This is a genomic window from Polaribacter sp. IC066 (assembly GCF_007997085.1).
Classification (GTDB): domain Bacteria; phylum Bacteroidota; class Bacteroidia; order Flavobacteriales; family Flavobacteriaceae; genus Polaribacter.
In genome coordinates, this window is record NZ_VORR01000064.1 from 1 (window position 1) to 21,007 (window position 21,007).

At 29.8% G+C, this 21,007-nt stretch carries 22 protein-coding genes; 16 read left to right on the plus strand and 6 right to left on the minus strand.

Annotated elements, in window-relative coordinates:
* From ES044_RS18655 to ES044_RS16245, 4 genes are all read left to right on the plus strand, one after another.
* Window positions 1-282 (plus strand): hypothetical protein (locus tag ES044_RS18655; RefSeq protein WP_190311506.1); only part of this gene is annotated, 282 nt, incomplete at its 5' end.
* An 87-nt stretch (window positions 283-369) separates the two neighbouring features.
* Complete coding sequence (locus tag ES044_RS16235) at window positions 370-918, plus strand: RNA polymerase sigma factor (RefSeq protein ID WP_147118764.1); 549 nt, start codon at window positions 370-372, stop codon at window positions 916-918.
* Window positions 919-949: 31 nt separating this feature from the next.
* Window positions 950-1,486, plus strand: a complete 537-nt coding sequence (locus ES044_RS16240; protein ID WP_147118763.1) for a hypothetical protein — start codon at window positions 950-952, stop codon at window positions 1,484-1,486.
* A gap of 10 nt (window positions 1,487-1,496) precedes the next feature.
* Window positions 1,497-1,958 carry a sensor of ECF-type sigma factor gene (locus tag ES044_RS16245; RefSeq protein WP_147118762.1) on the plus strand — a complete coding sequence of 154 codons (462 nt, stop codon included), beginning with the start codon at window positions 1,497-1,499 and terminating at the stop codon, window positions 1,956-1,958.
* Between the two features lie 30 nt (window positions 1,959-1,988).
* Here the strand turns inward: ES044_RS16245 and ES044_RS16250 are convergent, their stop codons facing one another.
* The 4 genes from ES044_RS16250 to kdsB form a co-directional block, all read right to left on the minus strand.
* The gene (locus ES044_RS16250) at window positions 1,989-2,183 is read right to left on the minus strand and encodes a hypothetical protein (RefSeq protein ID WP_147118761.1); all 195 of its coding nucleotides are present in this window, start codon (window positions 2,181-2,183) and stop codon (window positions 1,989-1,991) included.
* Between the two features lie 128 nt (window positions 2,184-2,311).
* Complete coding sequence (locus ES044_RS16255; protein ID WP_147118760.1) at window positions 2,312-2,572, minus strand: hypothetical protein; 261 nt, start codon at window positions 2,570-2,572, stop codon at window positions 2,312-2,314.
* A 44-nt stretch (window positions 2,573-2,616) separates the two neighbouring features.
* Window positions 2,617-3,309 carry an HAD family hydrolase gene (locus ES044_RS16260; RefSeq protein WP_147118759.1) on the minus strand — a complete coding sequence of 231 codons (693 nt, stop codon included), beginning with the start codon at window positions 3,307-3,309 and terminating at the stop codon, window positions 2,617-2,619.
* 8 nt (window positions 3,310-3,317) lie between these two features.
* On the minus strand, window positions 3,318-4,052 hold the full coding sequence (kdsB, locus tag ES044_RS16265; protein WP_147118758.1) for a 3-deoxy-manno-octulosonate cytidylyltransferase: 735 nt from the start codon (window positions 4,050-4,052) through the stop codon (window positions 3,318-3,320).
* Window positions 4,053-4,128: 76 nt separating this feature from the next.
* Here kdsB and ES044_RS16270 point away from each other — a divergent pair, with 76 nt between their 5' ends.
* The 5 genes from ES044_RS16270 (at window position 4,129) to ES044_RS16285 (ending at window position 10,274) form a co-directional block, all read left to right on the plus strand.
* Window positions 4,129-4,329 (plus strand): lmo0937 family membrane protein, encoded by a 201-nt coding sequence (locus ES044_RS16270; RefSeq protein WP_147118757.1) that lies wholly within the window; start codon window positions 4,129-4,131, stop codon window positions 4,327-4,329.
* A gap of 358 nt (window positions 4,330-4,687) precedes the next feature.
* On the plus strand, window positions 4,688-4,843 hold the full coding sequence (locus tag ES044_RS18660) for a hypothetical protein (RefSeq protein ID WP_189663230.1): 156 nt from the start codon (window positions 4,688-4,690) through the stop codon (window positions 4,841-4,843).
* A gap of 1,488 nt (window positions 4,844-6,331) precedes the next feature.
* Window positions 6,332-7,246 (plus strand): hypothetical protein, encoded by a 915-nt coding sequence (locus ES044_RS16275; RefSeq protein WP_147187392.1) that lies wholly within the window; start codon window positions 6,332-6,334, stop codon window positions 7,244-7,246.
* 309 nt (window positions 7,247-7,555) lie between these two features.
* Entirely contained in the window at window positions 7,556-8,497 is a 942-nt protein-coding gene (locus ES044_RS16280) for a hypothetical protein (RefSeq protein ID WP_147187393.1), read from the plus strand.
* Between the two features lie 883 nt (window positions 8,498-9,380).
* Complete coding sequence (locus ES044_RS16285) at window positions 9,381-10,274, plus strand: hypothetical protein (RefSeq protein ID WP_147187394.1); 894 nt, start codon at window positions 9,381-9,383, stop codon at window positions 10,272-10,274.
* 24 nt (window positions 10,275-10,298) lie between these two features.
* Here ES044_RS16285 and ES044_RS16290 read toward each other — a convergent pair whose 3' ends face one another.
* Window positions 10,299-10,712, minus strand: coding sequence for a 6-pyruvoyl trahydropterin synthase family protein (locus ES044_RS16290; RefSeq protein WP_147118753.1), 414 nt, complete (start codon window positions 10,710-10,712; stop codon window positions 10,299-10,301).
* A complete protein-coding gene (idi, locus tag ES044_RS16295; RefSeq protein ID WP_147118752.1) occupies window positions 10,705-11,223 on the minus strand; it encodes an isopentenyl-diphosphate Delta-isomerase in 519 nt (172 codons plus the stop codon). Before idi ends, ES044_RS16290 begins: the two co-directional genes overlap by 8 nt.
* A gap of 121 nt (window positions 11,224-11,344) precedes the next feature.
* Here idi and ES044_RS16300 point away from each other — a divergent pair, with 121 nt between their 5' ends.
* From ES044_RS16300 to ES044_RS16330, 7 genes are all read left to right on the plus strand, one after another.
* Window positions 11,345-12,064 carry a peptidylprolyl isomerase gene (locus ES044_RS16300; protein ID WP_189663229.1) on the plus strand — a complete coding sequence of 240 codons (720 nt, stop codon included), beginning with the start codon at window positions 11,345-11,347 and terminating at the stop codon, window positions 12,062-12,064.
* 31 nt (window positions 12,065-12,095) lie between these two features.
* Complete coding sequence (locus ES044_RS16305) at window positions 12,096-13,688, plus strand: peptide chain release factor 3 (RefSeq protein ID WP_147118751.1); 1,593 nt, start codon at window positions 12,096-12,098, stop codon at window positions 13,686-13,688.
* A 5-nt stretch (window positions 13,689-13,693) separates the two neighbouring features.
* Window positions 13,694-15,280 carry a hypothetical protein gene (locus tag ES044_RS16310; protein WP_147118750.1) on the plus strand — a complete coding sequence of 529 codons (1,587 nt, stop codon included), beginning with the start codon at window positions 13,694-13,696 and terminating at the stop codon, window positions 15,278-15,280.
* A gap of 80 nt (window positions 15,281-15,360) precedes the next feature.
* A complete protein-coding gene (locus tag ES044_RS16315) occupies window positions 15,361-16,293 on the plus strand; it encodes a peptidylprolyl isomerase (protein ID WP_147118749.1) in 933 nt (310 codons plus the stop codon).
* Window positions 16,294-16,703: 410 nt separating this feature from the next.
* Entirely contained in the window at window positions 16,704-18,095 is a 1,392-nt protein-coding gene (locus ES044_RS16320; protein ID WP_223269154.1) for an ATP-binding protein, read from the plus strand.
* 15 nt (window positions 18,096-18,110) lie between these two features.
* Window positions 18,111-19,781: an ATP-binding protein gene (locus ES044_RS16325; RefSeq protein WP_189663228.1), complete on the plus strand. Its 1,671-nt coding sequence runs from the start codon at window positions 18,111-18,113 to the stop codon at window positions 19,779-19,781.
* A gap of 314 nt (window positions 19,782-20,095) precedes the next feature.
* Window positions 20,096-20,914: a histidine kinase dimerization/phospho-acceptor domain-containing protein gene (locus tag ES044_RS16330; protein WP_223269153.1), complete on the plus strand. Its 819-nt coding sequence runs from the start codon at window positions 20,096-20,098 to the stop codon at window positions 20,912-20,914.
* Window positions 20,915-21,007 lie beyond the last annotated feature (93 nt).

The following is a 21,007-nucleotide window of genomic DNA, read 5'->3' on the forward strand; positions in this document are numbered from 1 at the left end:
ACAACAACAACAACAACAACAACAACAACAACAACAACAACAACAACAACAACAACAACAACAACAACAACAACAACAACAACAACAACAACAACAACAACAACAACAACAACAACAACAACAACAAAGAAGCACCATCTAAATATTAAAAAAGATTATTCTTTTGATGTTGCAAGGCATCGTATCAGAAGAAATATCGAAGATTTGCCCAATACTGAAACAAATGAAGCACACGAAGCGGTATTAGCCTGCCGAACAGGAGAGTTCAACCTACAATTTTAGGTGCATAGCTCCGCTATTTTTCGAAATTGTTTTTTACTCATTTAAACCTTTTTAGTATTTTTAAGTCTTATAATAAACCGTGTTTTTTTGAAAGACGAAATTATTTTAATACAAGAACTCCAAAACAGTAATAGCCGAGATAAAGCGTTTCGAGTATTGATAGCGCAATACAAAGAACGATTGTATTGGCATATTCGTAAAATTGTAATTGTACATGATGATGCCGATGATGTTTTGCAAAATACATTTGTAAAGATTTTTAAAAATATAGAGAAATTTAACGGAGAAAGTAAATTATATTCTTGGATGTACAGAATTGCCACAAATGAATCGATAACTTTTATAAATAATAGAGTCAAAAAACAAAATATAACTATTTCTGATTATCATGAGCAATTAGCAAGTACTTTAGAGAGTGATGCTTATTTTTCTGGTGATGAAATTCAGTTAATTTTACAAAAAGCAATTGCTACTTTGCCAGAAAAACAACGTCTGGTTTTTAATATGAAATATTTTGACGCCATGAAATACGATGAAATATCAGCCATTTTAGAAACTTCTGTGGGTGGTTTAAAAGCTTCTTATTTCCATGCAGTAAAAAAAATTGAAAAATATATAAAAACACAAACTCATTAAACTTTTTTAGAGTTTTAAGGTCTAAATAGTAATGGAGAACGAACTAAAAAATAGCGAAGCGCACATGAAGCATAAAGTTGATATAGAAACGGGTTTTTCTACTCCTTCTAATTATTTTGATAATTTAGAAGCATCTCTTTTTACAAAAATATCCGAAGAAAAATTTGCAAAAGAAACTGCTTTTAAAGTTCCTGAAAATTACTTTAATCAACTAGAGTGTAGTATTTTATCTAAAGCTGCATCAACAAAAAAAGAAACCAACGTTCTTTCTTTTAAAGAACTAATTTTGCAAATAATTCCGTTTGTTGCAGCAGCTTCAATAGTGCTTTTTATCGGATTAAATTCTTTTGTTTTTAATGCAAAAGATACCCTTACTTTAGATTCTCTTTCTGATAGCGACATAGAATATTGGTTAGATGTAACTACAGTAAGCAATTTAGATATTGCTACTATTTTACAGGATGATATTTTAGATCAAAACGAATTTTACTATACAGATATTAGTGATGAAAGTATTGAGGAATATCTAAATTCTTTAGACAACACTTTATGGAATGAAATTAACTAAAACATACTTCATGAAAAAATTTATAATCATAGGCATCATTTCTCTTTTTTGCACAATACCAAGCACCGCACAAGGAAAAAAAGAAGGAAGAGAAAAAATTAAAACTTTAAAAATAGCCTACATTACCGAGCAATTACAATTAACAACGGGTGAAGCTCAAAAATTTTGGCCCGTTTATAATGCATATGACGAAGAGCAACATAGCTTAAGACGCTCTTACAGGTTTACTTTAAAACAAGCAATTAAAGAAAATGAATCTATTGACAAATTAAGCGAAAACGAATCAAAAAAATTAATATCTTTAAAATTAAGTACCGATAAAAAATTAAACGAGAGTCAAGAAGATTTTACAAAGAAAATAGCGCAAATTATTTCTGCTAACAAAATCATAAAATTACAAATAGCAGAAATTGAATTTGGCAGAAATTTAATGCGTAAATACAAACATAAAAAATCTGACTCTAAAAACTAATTAAAAAAATGGAGCAAATTGCTCTATTTTTTATTTTATCAAATTCATACAAACAAATAATTCTGGTTTATTTGCAGTAAATTGTTTTAGCCAAATGATTAATTCTTGTATTTCGTAGGGTAACAATCTTTTTAATGATTTTTCTAATTCTTTACAAAACAACTCTGAATTAAAACTAACTTTTTGCAGTACTATCTTGGTGTACTCAAACATTGCTCTAGCCATTTTTATAAAATTTAGTGTTACTAATAAAACGTAATTTATTGTATTTTATTACTTTACCAAATATAACAAAAAAAACCAACATCTAAATTAGATGCTGGTCTTAAAGTTTTGTTTAAAAAATGTTAATTTTATAAACCGTTAATTTTTTCTACCAAGCCTTTTGCTTTTGTTTCTAATTCTTGGTTTATTGCATTAAAATGCGCTTTCTTATTTTCTACACCGCTTGCGTTTACTTTTGCAACCAAAGCATCAAAAGTTTCGATAGCTTCATCAATAATTACATCTCCCTTTTTAGGTTCGTTTTTTAATGTAGAAACGTCTAATGCGTATTCTATAACATCTCCTAAAACGTAGTTAATATCTTTTTTTAAATTTTTTATGCTTGCCATAATATTTTTTATTCTTTTAATTGGTGCAAAGTTAGTTTATTTATTTAAAAGAGCGTTATAACATCTTTTATATTTGAAACTGTTTTATAAGCCAATTTTGAGGCTTCTTGCACAGAAACTTCTTCGTGAACCCAAGTAGTATGAAAGGGAACATGAATTGCCGACGCGCCAATTTTTATCAACGGTAAAACATCTGACTTTAAAGAATTACCAATCATTAAAAATTCTGATGGATGAATGTCTAAATGTTGTACCAATTTTTGATAATCTTTTTCCTTTTTATCACTCATCACCTCAATATGATGAAAATATTTAAACAGATTAGATTTTTCTAATTTTCGTTCTTGATCTAACAAATCTCCTTTTGTAGCCACTATTAATTTGTATTTACCTTGTAAAGATTGTAGCAGCTCTTCTATTCCGTCTAATAATTCTATTGGTTTTTCTAACATTTCTTTACCAATATTTAAAATATCTTCTATCGTTTTTTGGTTTATTTGATAGTTAGACAGCTCTAAAGCACACTCAGCCATAGAAAGAATAAAACCTTTAACGCCGTAACCATAACACGCAAGATTCCTGATTTCTGTTTTAAAAAGCTCTTGCTCTATTTTATTTTTGGTTTCGTATTTCGATAACAATTTTGCAAATTGGTCTTCTGCCTCTCTAAAATAAGTTTCGTTTATCCAAAGAGTATCATCCGCATCAAAGGCAATTACTTTTATGTTTTTATACATTGATAAAATTATTTTAAGCCTAAATATTTTTTTGCTTTTTCTAAATCTTCTGGAGTATCAATACCTACTGCCTCCACATTGGTTTCTACCATTTTTATTTTCTTACCAATTTCTTGATATCGTATGGCTTCAATTTTTTCGGCTGCCTCTAAAGGCGTCATTGGTGTTTTATAAAAATCTAACAAAGCTTGCTTTCTAAAGGCATACACTCCTTTGTGTTTATAATATTTTACCACAACATCGGTATCTCTATGAAACGGAATTACACTTCTAGAAAAGTAAATGGCTAAATTATGCACATCTGTAATTACCTTAACATTATTAGGGTTTTCAATATCTTCTTTATTGGTAATTTGTACTTTTAAAGAGGCCAAATCTATTTCTTTTTCTATATCAACCTTAAAAACAGCTATTAATTTTGATAAAGAAACGGCGTCTATAAAAGGTTCATCTCCTTGCACATTAATCACAATATCTGCATCAATATGTTCTACAGCCTCGGCAATTCTATCAGAACCACATTCGTGTTCTTTTTTACTTTTTATTACCTTTCCTCCGGCATTTTTAATGGTTTCAAAAATAATATCAGAATCTGTTACTACATAAACGTCGTCAAATAAATTGGTTTGTAGCGTTGCTTCATAGGTTCTTACAATTACAGGTTTTCCGCCTAAATCTTTCATTAATTTTCCTGGAAAACGAGAGGCACTGTAACGTGCTGGAATCATGGCAATTACTTTCATATATATGCTATTAAAGCATCAAAGATAATATTTAAATGAATAGCGTTAAATTCAGTTTCAAAATCTTTATAATTTTATGCTGAATTTAAAAACAAAAATTAGGGGAAGTATATTATGGTTCGTAGTAGTTATTTTTATAGCTGTTTGGTTATTAGGGTTTTTAGGAATTATAGCAGGCATGGCAACAGGAAATTTAATCCACATTTTATTCGTAATTACTGTTACCAGTATTTTATACAATTTAATTACAGGAAAAAAACCATGTAAACATATATAAATCTATGCGTCTTAAAGCTCAATATTTTATATTGAGCTTTTTTTTGCGCTTTACGTTAAAAATAAAACCATTTAAATTTGAATAACTATAGGCATCAAACTCTAAATTAAATACATTATTTACCATGAAAACCGGCGCACTACTTTTTACTAATTAATTATTTAGCGCTGCAATCTCTGCACAATCTAGCAAAGAAATAGCAACAGAAATTGTTACAAAAAGCAAAATAGGCAGACATATTTACTTTTTTGCAGTTTATGCTTTAAAAAAGAGAACAACAGGATCTCTTGAAATAAAAATTGCGGCTTCTTATGTAGCAAATCAGTTAAGAAATTATGGCGCAAAAACAAACCCAATAATGAATACTTATTTCCAGCAAGTACCCTTAAAAGATTCAAAGCAAGCAGAAGAATTTTCGTTACGTATAAATAAGATAGAACTCACAGAATTGGCCATTTTAAACAGTGCTAATAGTACCGTAAAGGATAAAATTATTAATGCAAGTTTTGGTTGATAAGAAGTTTATCAACATAAAAAGGTAAAAGGAAAGTTTGTGCTTCTTTTAGCCATGAATTCTGAAAAGTAAGACTACAGAACTGCTCGTAACTTACAAAGTAAAAAACAAGAATAAGCCATAAAAAATGGAGCCATTGGCATCATTGAACTGTTGCAAACCGATGATGCGCTTTTGGCGGAAAATAGAACATAACTTTAAGAAAACCACTTTATCGACTATTGAAAAAGAAGAAAAAAAGAAATCTGACTTTGTATATGTTTTGGCACATAACAAAGAGGAGACACTTAATATTAGTAGTAGTATCAAAAACAAAAAGGAAATTCCTGCTTTTATTCAAATGAAGGCGCTAAAAAAAAAATATTGTTCCTCAAAATGTAATTGGTGTTGTAAAAGGTACTGCTACCACTTTAAAAAATGAATATATCATCTACTTTTATCATTACAATCACATTGGTATTAGAAAACCAGATGAAACTGGCGATACCATTTATAACAACGCAAAAGTCCATGCGGTAAGAACAACCACTGTATTAAGCATGGTAGAAGGCTTGGCGAAGCACCCCACAAAACGTTCTGCTTTATTTATTTTATTTACAGGTAAAAAAAAGGTGTAGTAGGGCGTCAATACTATTTAGAACCCCCTGTACTAACTTTAAAGCAAATGGTGTATTGTTTGAATAGTAATAATGCTGGTTATAATGATACAAATGTGGCAACTATTATTGGTTTGCCAAGAACAATAGAGCAAATTATCTGAAAGAAGCTGCAGCGGCTTTCGGAAATACAGCAGTTGATGATCGGATGCCTGCACAAGATTTATTTGATGGAAGCAATAATGTCTCTTAAGCAAAAAAATAAATTCTGTACCCGACTTTTTCTTTAGTTTTTAGAGCTTTTGATAGTGAGGTTCCAAAATATTATCATCAATTTGGCATTGAAGCAAAAACCCTAGATTATGATTATTTAGTAGAATTCTTTAGAGCTTATGTTTTAGCGAATCATTTAATTGGTAACGATTCGATTACAACCAAATGGACAAAGGCCGATACCTACGAAGCTGCTAGTAATAAACTATATAAAAATTAAAAGACTCTTAAATAAAACTTTTTTTTGTAGAAGAGATTTTTTTTGCTTAAAAAGCGCATTTTAGTCATTTTTTTGCCTATATTCTATGAACTATAATTTGATGCAAAGATGCAAAGTGGTATCAATATCAATTTATAACTTAATATAAAGTTATAAAATAGCATGATCACAGACCCCAAAATTAAACTCATGTAACGAGTATGTAAAGAGTAGTTTAGCAAAAATATGCTTCAAAATTATACGGAAAAGTTTTTTAACTCGAAAAAATAAGTGAAATTCAGTTAAAATTATTTCACAAAATAATTAACATAACCTTTGCGTTATCAAAGCCGTTTCTAATTAAAATTAAAGAGTATAGTTCTTATATTTGCGTGTTGTTTTTAATAAAAATTATTCCAATTGAAAAAAATTATTTTTTGCCTTTTTTGTCTGTTTTTTATCACAAGCTCTTTTTGTAGACAACGAACTTTATATGTCGATAATTTTAATAATATTATTGGCAGCCCAAGTAAGGAGGATAAACTGCTTCTTTTTGCAAAAAAAAATAATTTTAAAACTTTAATTTTATATCAACTAAATAAAGTTAACAAACGATGGCCTTTAACAGATCCTCAAAAAAACAATGTTTTAGCAGCTTTTATGAGCAAAGCAAAAAGTGAATTTGGCATTCAAAGTATTGGTGCCTCTGGTGAGTCAGCTTCATTTTTTACAAAAACCATAAATCTTTACAATAACTCAAGAAACAAGTCTATAGAAAAATTTGATATCTATAATTTAGAATATGAATATTGGTCTAATAAAGCCTCTGGGGAAGATGGATATTACTGTGTAAATTACTTACAAGAAAACGCCATTTCTTGCAACAGAGAGGGTTCTTTTAACTATTTTATAGCTAATTTAAAAGAAATTAAAAAGCTTTCTAAAAAAAATAAGAATACAGTACAAATTGAAGCATATCTTGGTTATTATACCGAAAATGAACTTATAGAAATAAGTAAATATTGCGATCGCTTACTAATACAAGCGCATGGTAAAACACCTCAATTATCTTTTAACGCCGCAAAAAAAAGTTTACAGTATATTGCTAAAATTAACAGCAAAATAAAAACCTCTGTTCTTTTTTCTACAAAAATGACTCATTTAGGATATTGGCTAAAATTTGATAATTTAAAAAACGGAGAATCTATGTTTTTTGATGAAATGAATGCAAAAAATATTGAGTTAAGAAAACACTTAAATTTAGACGGATTTAGCTACCACGCTTATACCGATTTAGAACGATCGATGAGCTATTACGCTTACAGTAAAAACTAGTAATTTCTTTTTAAGAAACCATTTGTTCTATTGTTTCTCATTGTTAAAAACTTATTTAATATCATATTGATACTGCATTTTTAAATAAAACCACAACCTACTTATTTTGTGGTTATAAATATTTTCATTTTTAAAAGCGATAAAAAAATTTAGACGAAATAACGGAAACTCTTTTTATCCAAGAACAACAAATAAAACATGAAACTTTTTGTACTTCTTTTAGAACTATTAAGTAAAGAAAAAAAAAACTCAAATTTATTAGTAAAATAAGTTATTTTAGTGGTTTATATTTTTAAACCTCCCTTAAACATGTACTTTAAAAAAACCCCAATAATTCTATTTATATTTTTTTACCTTCATTTATTTTCGCAAAGTAGAAGCTTATATGTAGACAATTTTAATAGCATTCTTGGCAATGATTTAAAAGAACATGAACTACTTTCTTTTGCTAAAAGCCAAAATTTTAATTCCTTAATACTTTACGAACTTCATAGAGTAAATAAAAGAATGCCTTTAGCAGACGTTACTCAAAATAATGTTTTGGCTAGTTTTATTTATAGAGCTAAAAAAGAGTACGACATCGAAGAAATTTCTGGTTCTGGTGAAAGTGGTGGCTTTTTTATAAACGTAATAGATGCTTATAACAAGACAAGAACAAAACTTGACGAAAAATTTAATGCGTATAATTTAGAGTACGAATATTGGAAAAAAGATGCTTCTGATTTAGGAGGATACTATTGTGAAAATTATTTGAGGAAAAACGGTATACCTTGCAACAGGAGAGGTAGTTTTAATTATTATCTTGAATCGTTATCTATTATGAAATTGCTAGCAAACGAAAGCAAACAACTAATTAAAGTGCAAGCTTATGTTGGTCAATATAATAATAAAAAGATTCGACAAATACTTAAATATACAGACCAAGTTTTAATTAGTGCTTATGCTAGGACTGCAAAAAAAAGTTTCACAGTTTCAAAAAAAATGTTAAGAGTATTGGCTGCTTGCAGATGCAATGTTGAAACATCAATAATACTCTCTGCCGAACACGAATATATGGGCGGTTATCTAAACTATAACTCTTTAAAAATTGCCGAAAAAGAGTTTATTCAACAACTAAAATCTAAAGATATGAGCGTTTGGAGTAACGTAAATTTCATTCATTTTACTTACTATAATTACTCTTATGTAATAGAGGCAGTTAAAAATGAAACCTTTAGAAGAACAGGTTTAAAAAAAGAATATAAAAATTAAAAAACTAGTAAAAACTATATCCATAACTTTTAAAAGTGTGAATAATGCTTTTTTTGCCTTACAGTTTCTTGAAAACTATTCTTCTAACATTAAAAAGAGGAAAAACCCTTTTAAAATTAAATAAACTTCAAAAATAACACCAAAAAAAGCGATTAAAGCATAATAACCTTAAAAACTAAATTTAATTAATTTTACCCTTTGTAACTAAAACTAATTAGTTAAATCTATTAAATATTACAACGTTTTAAATGCCTATAATAAAAATAAAGAAAAAACAAAAGAACTTAAGATAGCGAAGGTGTTAAAATAAGTCGGATTTTAAAGAAATAGTATTTACTTGGCTTTTATATATGCGTTTCTAAACAAACTGATCTACTGCAAGCATTTCTTATAAATTAGATAAATTTAAGTGTCCTAAATTTTCTAGGGCTATCATTTTTACGTTTAAAAATAATATCAGCACTATTTTCTGGTCGACTCATTTGTAAAAATCCTTTATTTTTAGAAAATAAAATGAACAACATCGAGGCAGAACCATCGAAGTATCAAGCGGAAAAAGCCTTATTTTTAGTTTGATGAAAACCCAGGTTTTTAAACTTTCCTCTTGATCACTGCCGCAGAGCGTCGGGGAATTCTATCGATTAAAATTAGCTACTTCTAGCCTCTAAAGAATTAAAGTTTCAAAAAGAATTGCTAAAAAAACTATTCTTTATACGCACTAATCTTAAAGTTTTACACCCCAAAAATTTCACCCTTTACACTTGCATCACCCAATTTATACTACTTGATGTAAAGTAAATATAAATCAGATACTTACAACTAATTGCACCACCTTACTTAACTATTTAAGAAAATCACTAAACAGTTTTATCCCCAGTCTATTATGAGAACTCTATTAATACTCGTAACTTTTCTATTTGTTTTTTCTAGCTTTTCTGCACAACGAACGTTGTATGTTGATAGTTTTAATGCTATTCTAGGTAATCAGGAAAAAGAAAACGAGCTTCTTACTTTTGTAAAAAACAATGAATTTAAAGCCATCATACTTTATGAACTTCATATAATTGCCAAGAGAATTGATATGTCCAACCCTAAAACCAATACTATTTTAGCTAAATTTATAAATTTAGCTAAAAAGCAATATGAAGTTCAAGAGGTTATTGCATCCGCAGAAAATAAAAGCTTTTTTATTAATCATATTAGTGCTTATAATAAATCTAGACTAAAATCTTCTGAAAAGTTCGATGGTCTTAATTTAGAATACGAATTTTGGCAAAATTCTGCTTCTAATTACGGAGGATACTATTGTGAAAATTATTTAAGAAAAAATGAGATACCTTGCACTAGAGAGGGTAGTTTTAAAAATTTTATAGCTACATTATCTATTATGAAATTATTATCTAAAGAAAGTGATCATCCCATAAAAATAGAGGCTTATGTTGGTAATTACAATAAAACCGAAGTGGATGAAATATCGAAATATGTAGATCGTATTTTAGTTAGTGCATATGAAAAAAATACAGAAGAATCTTTTAAGAGTATAAAAAAAGCTTTGACGATACTGTCTCAAACTACTTTTAAACCTAATGTCTCCGTAATTTTTTCTTCTGAAGTAGAATTTATGAGTGGCTATTTTAAATATAATTCTTTAGAAAAAAGCGAGCTAGAATTTTTAAGTCTTTCTAAAAATTATAATTTTAAACTAGGCAAATTCATCTACTATAAGTACTTTGAGCTTAAAAATTCAGTGAAATATTATAATTTCACTTCGAAATGATTTTTAAATAACAATCATTAATTTTTAGTCACCAGAGTAGCTTACAAAGTTTCTAGGAGTTTCGTATAATGTAATTTTTAAATCTAAATTTTCGGGTAAAAATTTTCTTAATTTATTGTAAGTAACCACCGCAATATTTTCTGCTGTTGGGTTTAGTTCTTTAAATTCTGGTACTTCGATGTTTAAATTTTTATGATCAAAACAATCTTCAATTTCAGATTTTATAATATTTTTTAAAATTCCTAAATCATAAACATAGCCAGTTTCTTTTTCTATTTCGCCGGTTAAAGATACAATTAAGTCGTAGTTGTGACCATGAAAATTAGGATTGCTGCACTTGCTAAAAACTTCAAAGTTTTTTTCGTCAGACCAATCTTTTCTATACAATCTGTGCGCAGCATTAAAATGCGCTTTTCTATGAACAGTAACTTTAGGCATTTGTTAATTTTTGATAAGATTCTTGAAAAATTATTTTAAACCACTCTGTGTAGATTGAAGGATTCTCTTCGATATCTTTTTTAACATCTTCTAAAGGCATCCATTTGTAATCTTCAGCTTCTTCTTTGTTAATGTTTGGTGCATCATCAAAATTACCGATTAAAACGTGGTCTAATTCGTGTTCAGTTAAACCATTATCAAAAGGCGCTTTATAAATAAAAGAAAATATCTCTTTTAAATCGGTTGTAAAACCCATTTCTTCTTGCAGCCTTCTCATCCCTGCTTCTAAATTACCTTCGCCTTCTCTTTGATGCGAACAACACGTATTTGTCCATAATAAAGGAGAATGATACTTCGATGCTGCTCTTTGTTGCAACATTAAATCTCCTTTTTTATTGAAAACAAACACCGAAAAAGCACGATGTAAAAGAGCCTTTTCATGAGCTTCCATTTTAGGCATTAATCCTATTTGGTTATTTTTTTCATCAACTAATACAACGAGTTCCTCCATAAGTGCAAATATAAGATAATCAAGTATTTTTAAATCCTTATTTTAGTATAAAATCAGCCAATTTCTCTTTTCTTTTATCTTGATGATTTATATTTGATGCTTCCATATTAAATTTAAAAAATTGAAAAAATTTATTCAACTACTTTTTCTATCAACAGTAATTTTTCTTTATCAATGTAATAACAAATCAGACAAAAAAGAAAATACTGTAAAAGTTGATGAAAAAGAAACCATTAAAAAGAAATCCATAGAAACAAAATTATCTCTTGAAAAAGAAATTTTAAAACCTTGGGACAGTTTAAACAGAGATAATACCGAGGCTTTTTTAACCGAATATGGCAAACAAAACCCTGAAACCAATGTTATTATTAAAACCAAATTTGGTGATATAAAAATTTTGTTATATTCAGATGTGCCTGTTCACAGAGCTAACTTTATTTTTTTAACAAAAATAAAATATTTTAATACCACTGTTATTTATAGGGTTGCAAAAAACTTTGTAATTCAGGGTGGGAATTCTGATAATATGTACACCCAAAAGCAGCGCAGAAAATACGGTAATTACTTAATGCAGCCAGAATTTAGAAATCATAGAAAACATAAGTTTGGTGCTTTAGCTGCCGCGAGACAGTGGGAAAATAATCCTAATAAACTATCGAGTCCGTTTGAGTTTTATATGGTGCATAAAAGAGATGGTGCGCATCATCTAGACAATGAACATACCGTTTTTGGTGAAGTAATTTCTGGTTTTGATACCATGGATAAAATATCTGAAGTAAAAGTAGGCGTTGATGAGTGGCCTGTGAAAGACATTAAAATGACCATAGAAATTTTAGATTGATAATTGTATCTTTGCACCTCAAATTTTGTAGATGAATTTTTTAAAAGAAATAGAACGTAGAAGAACATTTGGTATTATTTCACATCCAGATGCAGGTAAAACTACACTTACTGAGAAATTATTATTATTTGGTGGGGCAATTCAAGAGGCCGGCGCTGTAAAAAATAATAAAATAAAAAAAGGCGCAACTTCAGATTTTATGGAGATTGAGCGTCAGCGTGGAATTTCTGTAGCTACTTCTGTTTTAGCATTTATCTATAAAGACAAAAAAATAAATATTTTAGATACGCCTGGTCACAAAGATTTTGCAGAAGATACTTTTAGAACTTTAACCGCTGTAGATAGTGTTATTGTGGTAATTGATGTTGCAAAAGGTGTAGAACCACAAACCGAAAAATTGGTTGAAGTTTGTAGAATGAGAAGTATTCCGATGCTGGTTTTTATCAATAAACTAGATAGAGAAGGTAAAGATGCTTTTGATTTATTAGATGAAGTGGAGCAAAAATTAGGTTTAAGAGTTACGCCAATGAGTTTCCCAATCGGTATGGGCTATGATTTTAAAGGAATCTACAATATTTGGGAAAAGAAATTAAATCTTTTTTCTGGTGATAACAAAACAACTATTTCTGAAGGCGTTCAATTTGATGATCTTACGAATCCCGAATTAGATAAAATTATCGGTAAAAAAGCTGCGGATATTTTACGAGAAGAAATTGAGTTGATAGAAGAAGTATATCCAGATTTTAATAGAGAAGAATATTTAGCAGGAAATTTACAACCTGTATTTTTTGGATCTGCTTTAAATAATTTTGGTGTTAAAGAATTATTAGATGCCTTTATAAAAATTGCGCCTTCGCCGCTGCCTAAAAAAGCAGAAGAACGTTTGGTAGATTCTAAAGAGAAAAAAATGACGGGTTTTGTGTTCAAAATCCATGCAAATATGGATCCTAAACACAGAGATCGCTTGGCTTTTATCAAAATAGTATCGGGTACCTTTAAAAGAAACGCTCCTTATTTACATGTAAGAAATGGTAAAAAAGTAAAATTCTCTAGTCCGAACGCCTTCTTTGCAGAAAAGAAAGAAATTGTAGATGAATCTTTTCCTGGAGATATTGTAGGCATACATGATACAGGAAGTTTTAAAATTGGTGATACGTTAACAGAAGGCGAAGAATTGAATTTTAAAGGAATTCCGAGTTTTTCTCCAGAGCATTTTAGATATGTAAACAATGCAGACCCAATGAAATCTAAACAACTCTATAAAGGTTTAGATCAATTAATGGATGAGGGAGTTGCTCAATTATTTGTTTTAGAAATGAACGGTCGAAGAGTAATTGGTACTGTTGGTGCTTTACAATATGAGGTAATTCAATACCGATTAGAGCACGAATATGGTGCAAAATGCACGTATGAAAACTTAAATGTACACAAAGCTTGTTGGGTAGAGCCAGAAGATATAAAAAGTGAGGAATTTAAAGAATTTAAACGTGTAAAACAGCGTTATTTAGCAAAAGACAAACAAGGTCAATTAGTATTTTTAGCAGATTCTGCTTTTACCATACAAATGACACAGAATAAATACCCGACTGTAAAATTACATTTTACAAGCGAATTTAAAGCTTAAAAATTATGAAAAAATATTTTTTGATAATTTTTATATTTTTAAGCTTACAAAGTTTTTCGCAAACGTATAATTTATCTGAACTTAAAGGAACAGAATTACACAATAGTATTCGTTTAAACTATATTTTAATAGATCAACCAAACAGAATATATGAATATGGAGACGGTAGTACCTATCAATTAGAACCAAGTATGGGTCTTTTTGGTCTGAATTACAATTTCCCTTTAAATGATTGGTTGTATACAGGGGCTGGCTTTCATGGAGCCGTTTATGGAGATCAAGGTGGGTTATTTACTTTAGGTGTTAATCTTGGTGTAAATACGCAACTTTTTAAAAATTTTTATTTTGATGCAAATATTCATTTTGGCGGTGGCGGCGGATTTAGAACTTTAGTAAATGGTGGCGGAATTATTTACCCGAACGCCGGTTTACAATACAAAGCAAAAGGATTTTCTTTTGGTGTGCAATATGGTTATGTAAACTTTTTTACAGGAGTTCAAAAAGGAGATAATTTTTCTTTCTTTTTAGAAATACCCTCTGTATTAAGAACAGGGTCTTATGCAGATGCTCAAAAAACATTTACCGTCAATAATAAAAGCAAAGAAAAATTTTGGCAAAAACCTGCTATTAAAAGTGTGCAGCAAATAACTTTTGATTATTTTTTTCCTATTGGAGCCTCTAGAAATGATGGTATTGGAAACTTTAACGAAACAACACCACTCACACAAACTTTAAGTATTTTAGGTTTTGAATATCAACGTTATATAACAGATGATACTTTTATTTATGCACATGTAGATGCCATGTACAGCGGATTAGTTGCTGGTTTTATGGATGTTTTTATTGGCGTTGGTAAGAACTTTATTGAAACTAAACATGTAAACTTCTTTGCCAAGATGGGAATTGGTGCCGCAGGTGGTAGAATTTTTCCTGAAGGGGGCTTAACCATGTACCCAAATATGGGCGCTGATGTAAAAATCACTAAAAAATTTGGATTAAGTGTTCATGGAGGTTATCATAGATCTGTTGGCGGAACTTTTGAAGCATATACAACAGGCTTTAGCTTTAAATATTACGGTTTAAGTGGCGGTATCACAGACCCTAAAAACGGTACACTAGTAAAAGAAATAAAAACACAAGGAATGCATATTCATGTAGAAAATCAGACGTATTTTGATGTTGCAAAATCTGGAGGAGCTAAAAACAGTAATTTGCAATTAATTGGCTTAAAAATCTCTTATGACTTAAATAAAAGATATTATCTAGCTGGTGAAGCTTCATTTGCTTACGAAGGCGAATCTGGAGGATATGCACACGGAATTTTTGGTTTAGGAATAAAATCGAATAAAATTTTTAAAGAGAAAATCTCTACTTTTGTAGAATTTTCTGGAGGTGTTTCTGGTGGTGGTGGTATTGATTCTGGAGAAGGTATTCTGGTAAGACCCACTCTTGGCATAAATTATCATGCAAATGATGCTTTATCCTTTCATGTTGCTGGTGGTCAAATGTGGTCTCCTTTTGGCAATGTAAATTCATCAAATATAAATATTGGGTTGGCCTATGGCTTATCAATATTAAATGCAAAAAAATAATATATTCTAACTTTATATGCTGAATTCAATTTAGTACTTTTTAGAATCTGATAAAATTAACAACGATTAAAAATTAAAAAATGGATAACGGAATTTATGCAAAATTCACCACATCAAAAGGTGATATTTTAGTACAACTAGAACATGAAAAAGCACCAGGAACTGTAGGTAACTTTGTTGCTTTAGCAGAAGGTAATTTAGAAAATGCTGTAAAAGCGCAAGGAACACCTTATTATGATGGATTAAAATTTCATAGAGTAATTCCTGATTTTATGGTTCAAGGAGGGTGCCCTCAAGGAACAGGAACAGGAAATCCTGGTTATAAATTTGATGATGAATTTCATCCAGATTTAAAACATGATGCACCTGGAAAATTAGCAATGGCTAATTCAGGACCAGCAACAAATGGTAGTCAGTTTTATATTACCCACGTTCCTACTCCATGGTTAGATGGTAAACATACTGTTTTTGGTGCTGTTGTTGAAGGACAAGATATTGTAGACGCCATTGCGCAAGGAGATGAATTAACAGCTGTAGAAATTATTAAAGTAGGTGAAACTGCCGAAAAATTTAACGCTGTAGAAGCTTTTAGAACTTTTGAAGGATCTAGGGAATTGAGAGATGCCGAAGAAAAAGCAAAAAAGAAAGAAATATTAGATACTGTTGCTGCTGGATACGATGAAACCACTAGTGGTTTGCGTTATAAACTTCTTCAAAAAGGAAACGGAAAACAAGCAACAAAAGGAGCTAAAGTATCTGTTCATTATAAAGGGCAATTGTTAGATGGTACTGTTTTTGATTCTTCTTACAAGAGAAAAGAACCAATCGATTTTGCTGTTGGTGTAGGGCAAGTAATCTCTGGTTGGGATGAAGGAATTCAACTTTTACAAGTGGGTGATAAAGCTCGTTTTGTAATTCCTTCTAATTTAGCTTACGGATCAGCAGGTGCTGGAGGTGTAATTCCGCCAGATGCAACCCTTATTTTTGATGTTGAATTGATGGATGTGAAATAATTTTACAACACAAATAATAAGAAGGCTCCTTAATTTAAAAGTTAAGGAGCCTTCTTAATGATATGAAAAAATTAAATCTAAATTTTAAAATAGAATTTGTATATTTAGGTTTCATTTGACCCCTAGTTAATATGATTAATTTTTATTTAAGGAGAGTTCAGCTCATCTACCATCTTTGTATAATTACCGTTGGACTTGCTGTTCTATGTGGTATTTTGTCGATTTATTTAGAAATCGAAAGTTTAATATATCTTCACTTTTCTACTGTTTTTGTATATCTTTTTTGTGCATATTTAACTAAGAAAGGGGTTTTAAAAACCCCTAGAATCATCTATTTTATAACGCTAAATATCGCAGTAGCTGTAACTTCTTCCTTTATAGGCCAAGAAGGTGGCGTAGAATTAATGCTAATGTTTGTATTAGGACTGCCCTTTCTTAGTTTCTCATTTAAAAGAGAAACAAAATATATTATACTGTTTTCTTCTATTTCAATTTTATTTTGGATACTTTTATATACCACAAAGTTTAACTTATTTACAACGTATAAATTAGATCAAGAAATAGCGGCTAACTTCATCTATCCTATTGCTGTTATTTGCACACTTTCTTTAGTTTCTTTTCAGTTAATTTATTTTTCTTATCAAAACTCACTTCAATCTTCCTCTATCCATATAGATCGTGAAGAAGCGATTGAAGCATCGAATGCTAAATCAAAGTTTTTAAGCACCATGAGTCACGAAATAAGAACCCCTTTAAATGCTGTTATTGGGCTTTCTCATATCTTAGGAGATAATAAACCTCGTAAAGATCAAGTAGAAAATATAAATGCCCTTAATTATTCGGGTAAAATATTACTTAATTTACTAAATAATGTACTAGATTTTAGTAAAATTCAATCTACAACCATAGCGTTAGACGCCATTCCTACCGATTTATCTTTAGCAGTAAAACAAATTAAAAAAATTCATGAAGCCAATTGTTTTCGAAAAGGAATTACAATGAATTTAGAGGTAGATATTAATATTCCTGTTGTTTCATTAGACATCGTTCGGTACAATCAAATCATTAATAATTTAGTTACCAACGCCATAAAATTCACAGATAATGGTACCGTAACTTTAAAAATTTCAAAAACAAACCAGACTGAAAATCGTTTAAACTTACTTACCGAAGTAATTGATACGGGTATAGGAATACCAGAAGATAAACAAGAAACTATTTGGGAAGCTTTTACGCAAGCCTCTAACAGCACAAACCGTTTATATGGAGGCACAGGTTTAGGTTTACCAATTGTAAAAAGTATTGTAGAAACAATGGGGTCTAAAGTATTGGTTTATAGTAAATTAAACAGAGGTAGCCGTTTTTATTTTAATCTTGATTTAAAGATTGCCTCTAAAAATGATTTGCAAAAAATAACTCAAAACAAACAACACAACTTTACAAATAAAAAAGTTTTATTAGTAGAAGATAACCTCATAAACGTGATGGTTGGTAAGCAGATTTTAGAAAAAGCTAAACTTACTGTTCATGTTGCAAATGATGGTCTTAGTGCCGTAAACATGGTAAAAGAAAACCAGTACGACATTGTCCTCATGGATATTCAAATGCCAATCATGGATGGTTATACAGCTACCGAAGAAATAAGAAAATTTAATAAAACAATACCAATTTTAGCACTTTCTGCATCTGTTTTTATGGAGGTAAAAGATAAAATAAATGACTGTGGTATGAACGGATTTATCTTTAAACCATTTGAGCCCCAAGATTTATTAAACCAAATAGAAGAAGCGATTACTAGCTAAAATAAATATTTAAAAATGCCAAAATTCTCTCAAAGAAGAATAAAACTTGTCTTTAGGCTATCAATCGTAAATATAGGATTTGCAATACTTTGTACTTTAATTTCTGATAAGTTCGATTTTATCTGGTTAAGAAACTACAATGCACTAAATATTTTTGCTTATGTTTTAGTTGCTTTTCTAGCAAAAAAAGAAATTTTAACCGCTGCAAGAATTATTTACTTGTTTACAAGTAATATTGGTATTGCAATTATTGCCTCTTATGTAGGCAAAGGTGGTAGTATAGAATTTATCTATTTGTTTAACCTCGGCTTGCCCTTTATTATGTTTTCTTTTAGAAGAGAAAAGCTTTTATTAATTTTATTTACAGTGTTACCGTTATTATTATGGAGCTTATTATTTCTAACTGACTTTAATCTTTTTACTTCAAAAAAATTAGATATCACTGCCGCAAAAGAGTTCATTTACCCAATATCAATTATGAGTATGATCTGTTTGGTTGTTTTTCAACTCATTTATTTTGCTTTATTAAACGATCGTTATTTTGGTAAAATCCGTGAAAAACAGTCTGAAGCTTTAGAAGCCTCAAATGCCAAATCTAACTTCTTAAGCACTATGAGTCACGAAATAAGAACTCCTTTAAATGCTGTTATCGGGCTTTCTCATATTTTAGGTGATAACAAACCTCGGGAAGACCAAGTAGAGAATATAGACGCGCTTAATTATTCGGGTAAAATACTACTCAATTTACTAAATAATGTGCTAGATTTCAGTAAAATGCAATCAACAAATATAGCGTTAGATAATATTCCTACCAACCTATTAGAAGCTACTAAACAAATTAAAAAAATTCATGAACTAAGCTGTTTCAAAAAAGGAATTGCGCTTACTTTAGAAATTGATGATCACATACCTACAGTCTGGCTAGATATTGTAAGGTTTAATCAAGTGATTAATAATTTAGTTACAAATTCAATTAAATTTACAGATACAGGAACCGTAACATTAAGAATCACCAGCAGCAATCAAAGAGAAAACACACTAGACTTATTAACAGAAGTAATCGATACGGGTATTGGCATTCCTAAAGATAAACAAGATACTATTTGGGAAGCTTTTACCCAAGCATCTAGCACCACAAATCGTTTATATGGTGGTACAGGATTAGGATTGCCCATTGTAAAAAGTATTGTTAAAACCATGGGGTCTGAAGTAAAACTAGAGAGTGATTTTGGTAAAGGAAGTCGTTTTTATTTTAAGATTCACCTAAAAATAGCTTCTGATAGAGAATTGCTAAAAACTACAGAGAAAAGAACGCACAACTTTCAAAACAAAAGAATATTATTGGTAGAAGATAACCTGATTAATGTAATGGTTGGTAAACAGATTTTAGAAAAGGCTCAATTACAAGTTGATGTTGCTCATGATGGTTTGGCTGCGGTAAATATGGTTAAAGAACATATATATGACACGATATTAATGGACATACAAATGCCCATTATGGATGGTTATACTGCTGCCAAAGAAATTAGAAAATTTAATAAAGACATCCCCATTTTAGCGCTATCTGCCTCTATTTTTATGGAAGTAAAAGATAAAATTAATGATAGTGGTATGAACGGTTTTATCTTTAAACCTTTTGATCCTGAAGATTTATTAAATCAAATTGAAGACGCTATCAATACTTAAATTTAAAAAAAAAACTACTTTTATCCTTTATCCCTCGTAAAAATGTTTTTTGAGGGTAAGTGCAGATAAAAGTTAAAAAAACATGTACAAAACACCTAAAAACAAATCTTCGAGACGAATAACAACTACTACGTATAAAATAAGCTTAATAGCAGGCGCCTTTGGTTTCTTAAGTTATTTTTTTGCTATGTATTTAGAGTTAGAAACACTTGCTTATTATCACTTAATATCTGGGGTTCTTTATATTGTAGGGGCATTTATTGCAAAAAATTGACATTACTGCAGCAAGAATAATATTCTTTATATTACTAAATTTGTCCATAACAATAACAGCTTCTTTTATTGGACGAGCAGGTCATATAGAGTACGTTTATATGTATTCTCTAGCCCTGCCATTTACCATGTTTTCGTTTAAAAACGAGAAAAAATTTGTATATTTATTTTCCTGTTTATCCGGCCTTTTATGGATAATTCTTAATTTTACAAATTTTGATTTATTTACAAAAAATCATTTAGATCAAGAGTTAGCAGCTACCTTAATTTACCCAATAGCGGCTATATTTGTTATTGTTCTAATAACTTCCGAGATGGTCTTTTTCTCAATCAGTAATATTAGGCACAATGCACTAATATTTCATAAAAAAGAATTTGCTCTTGAAGCATCTGAAGCTAAATCGAAATTTTTAAGCATCATGAGTCATGAAATTAGAACTCCCTTGAACGCTGTAATTGGGCTCTCTCATATTTTAGGCGATAGCAAACCCAGAAAAGACCAAATAGATAATATTGAGGCACTCAACTATTCAGGTAAATTATTATTAAATCTGCTAAACAATGTATTAGATTTTAGCAAAATGCAATCTACAGTTATTGAATTAGATTATATTCCAACCAATATTTCATCAGCGGTAAAACAAATAAAAAAAATTCATAAAACCACATTTGAGCTCAAGGGTATTGAAATGAATGTTAGAGTTGATGATGATTTACCTGTCGTCTTATTAGACATTGTTAGATACAACCAAGTTATACATAACCTTATTTCTAATGCAATAAAATTTACAGATCACGGGAGTGTAACTTTAATTATTAAGAAGAATATACTCATTACAAATAGGATCCCGAAAAATTAGGTTTAATAATTTGAAAATTATCTGTTAGGATATTTTTGAATTCCTCATTTTTCCAAGAGTGACTTTCTAAGAATTCGATTACCTTTTCTCTAA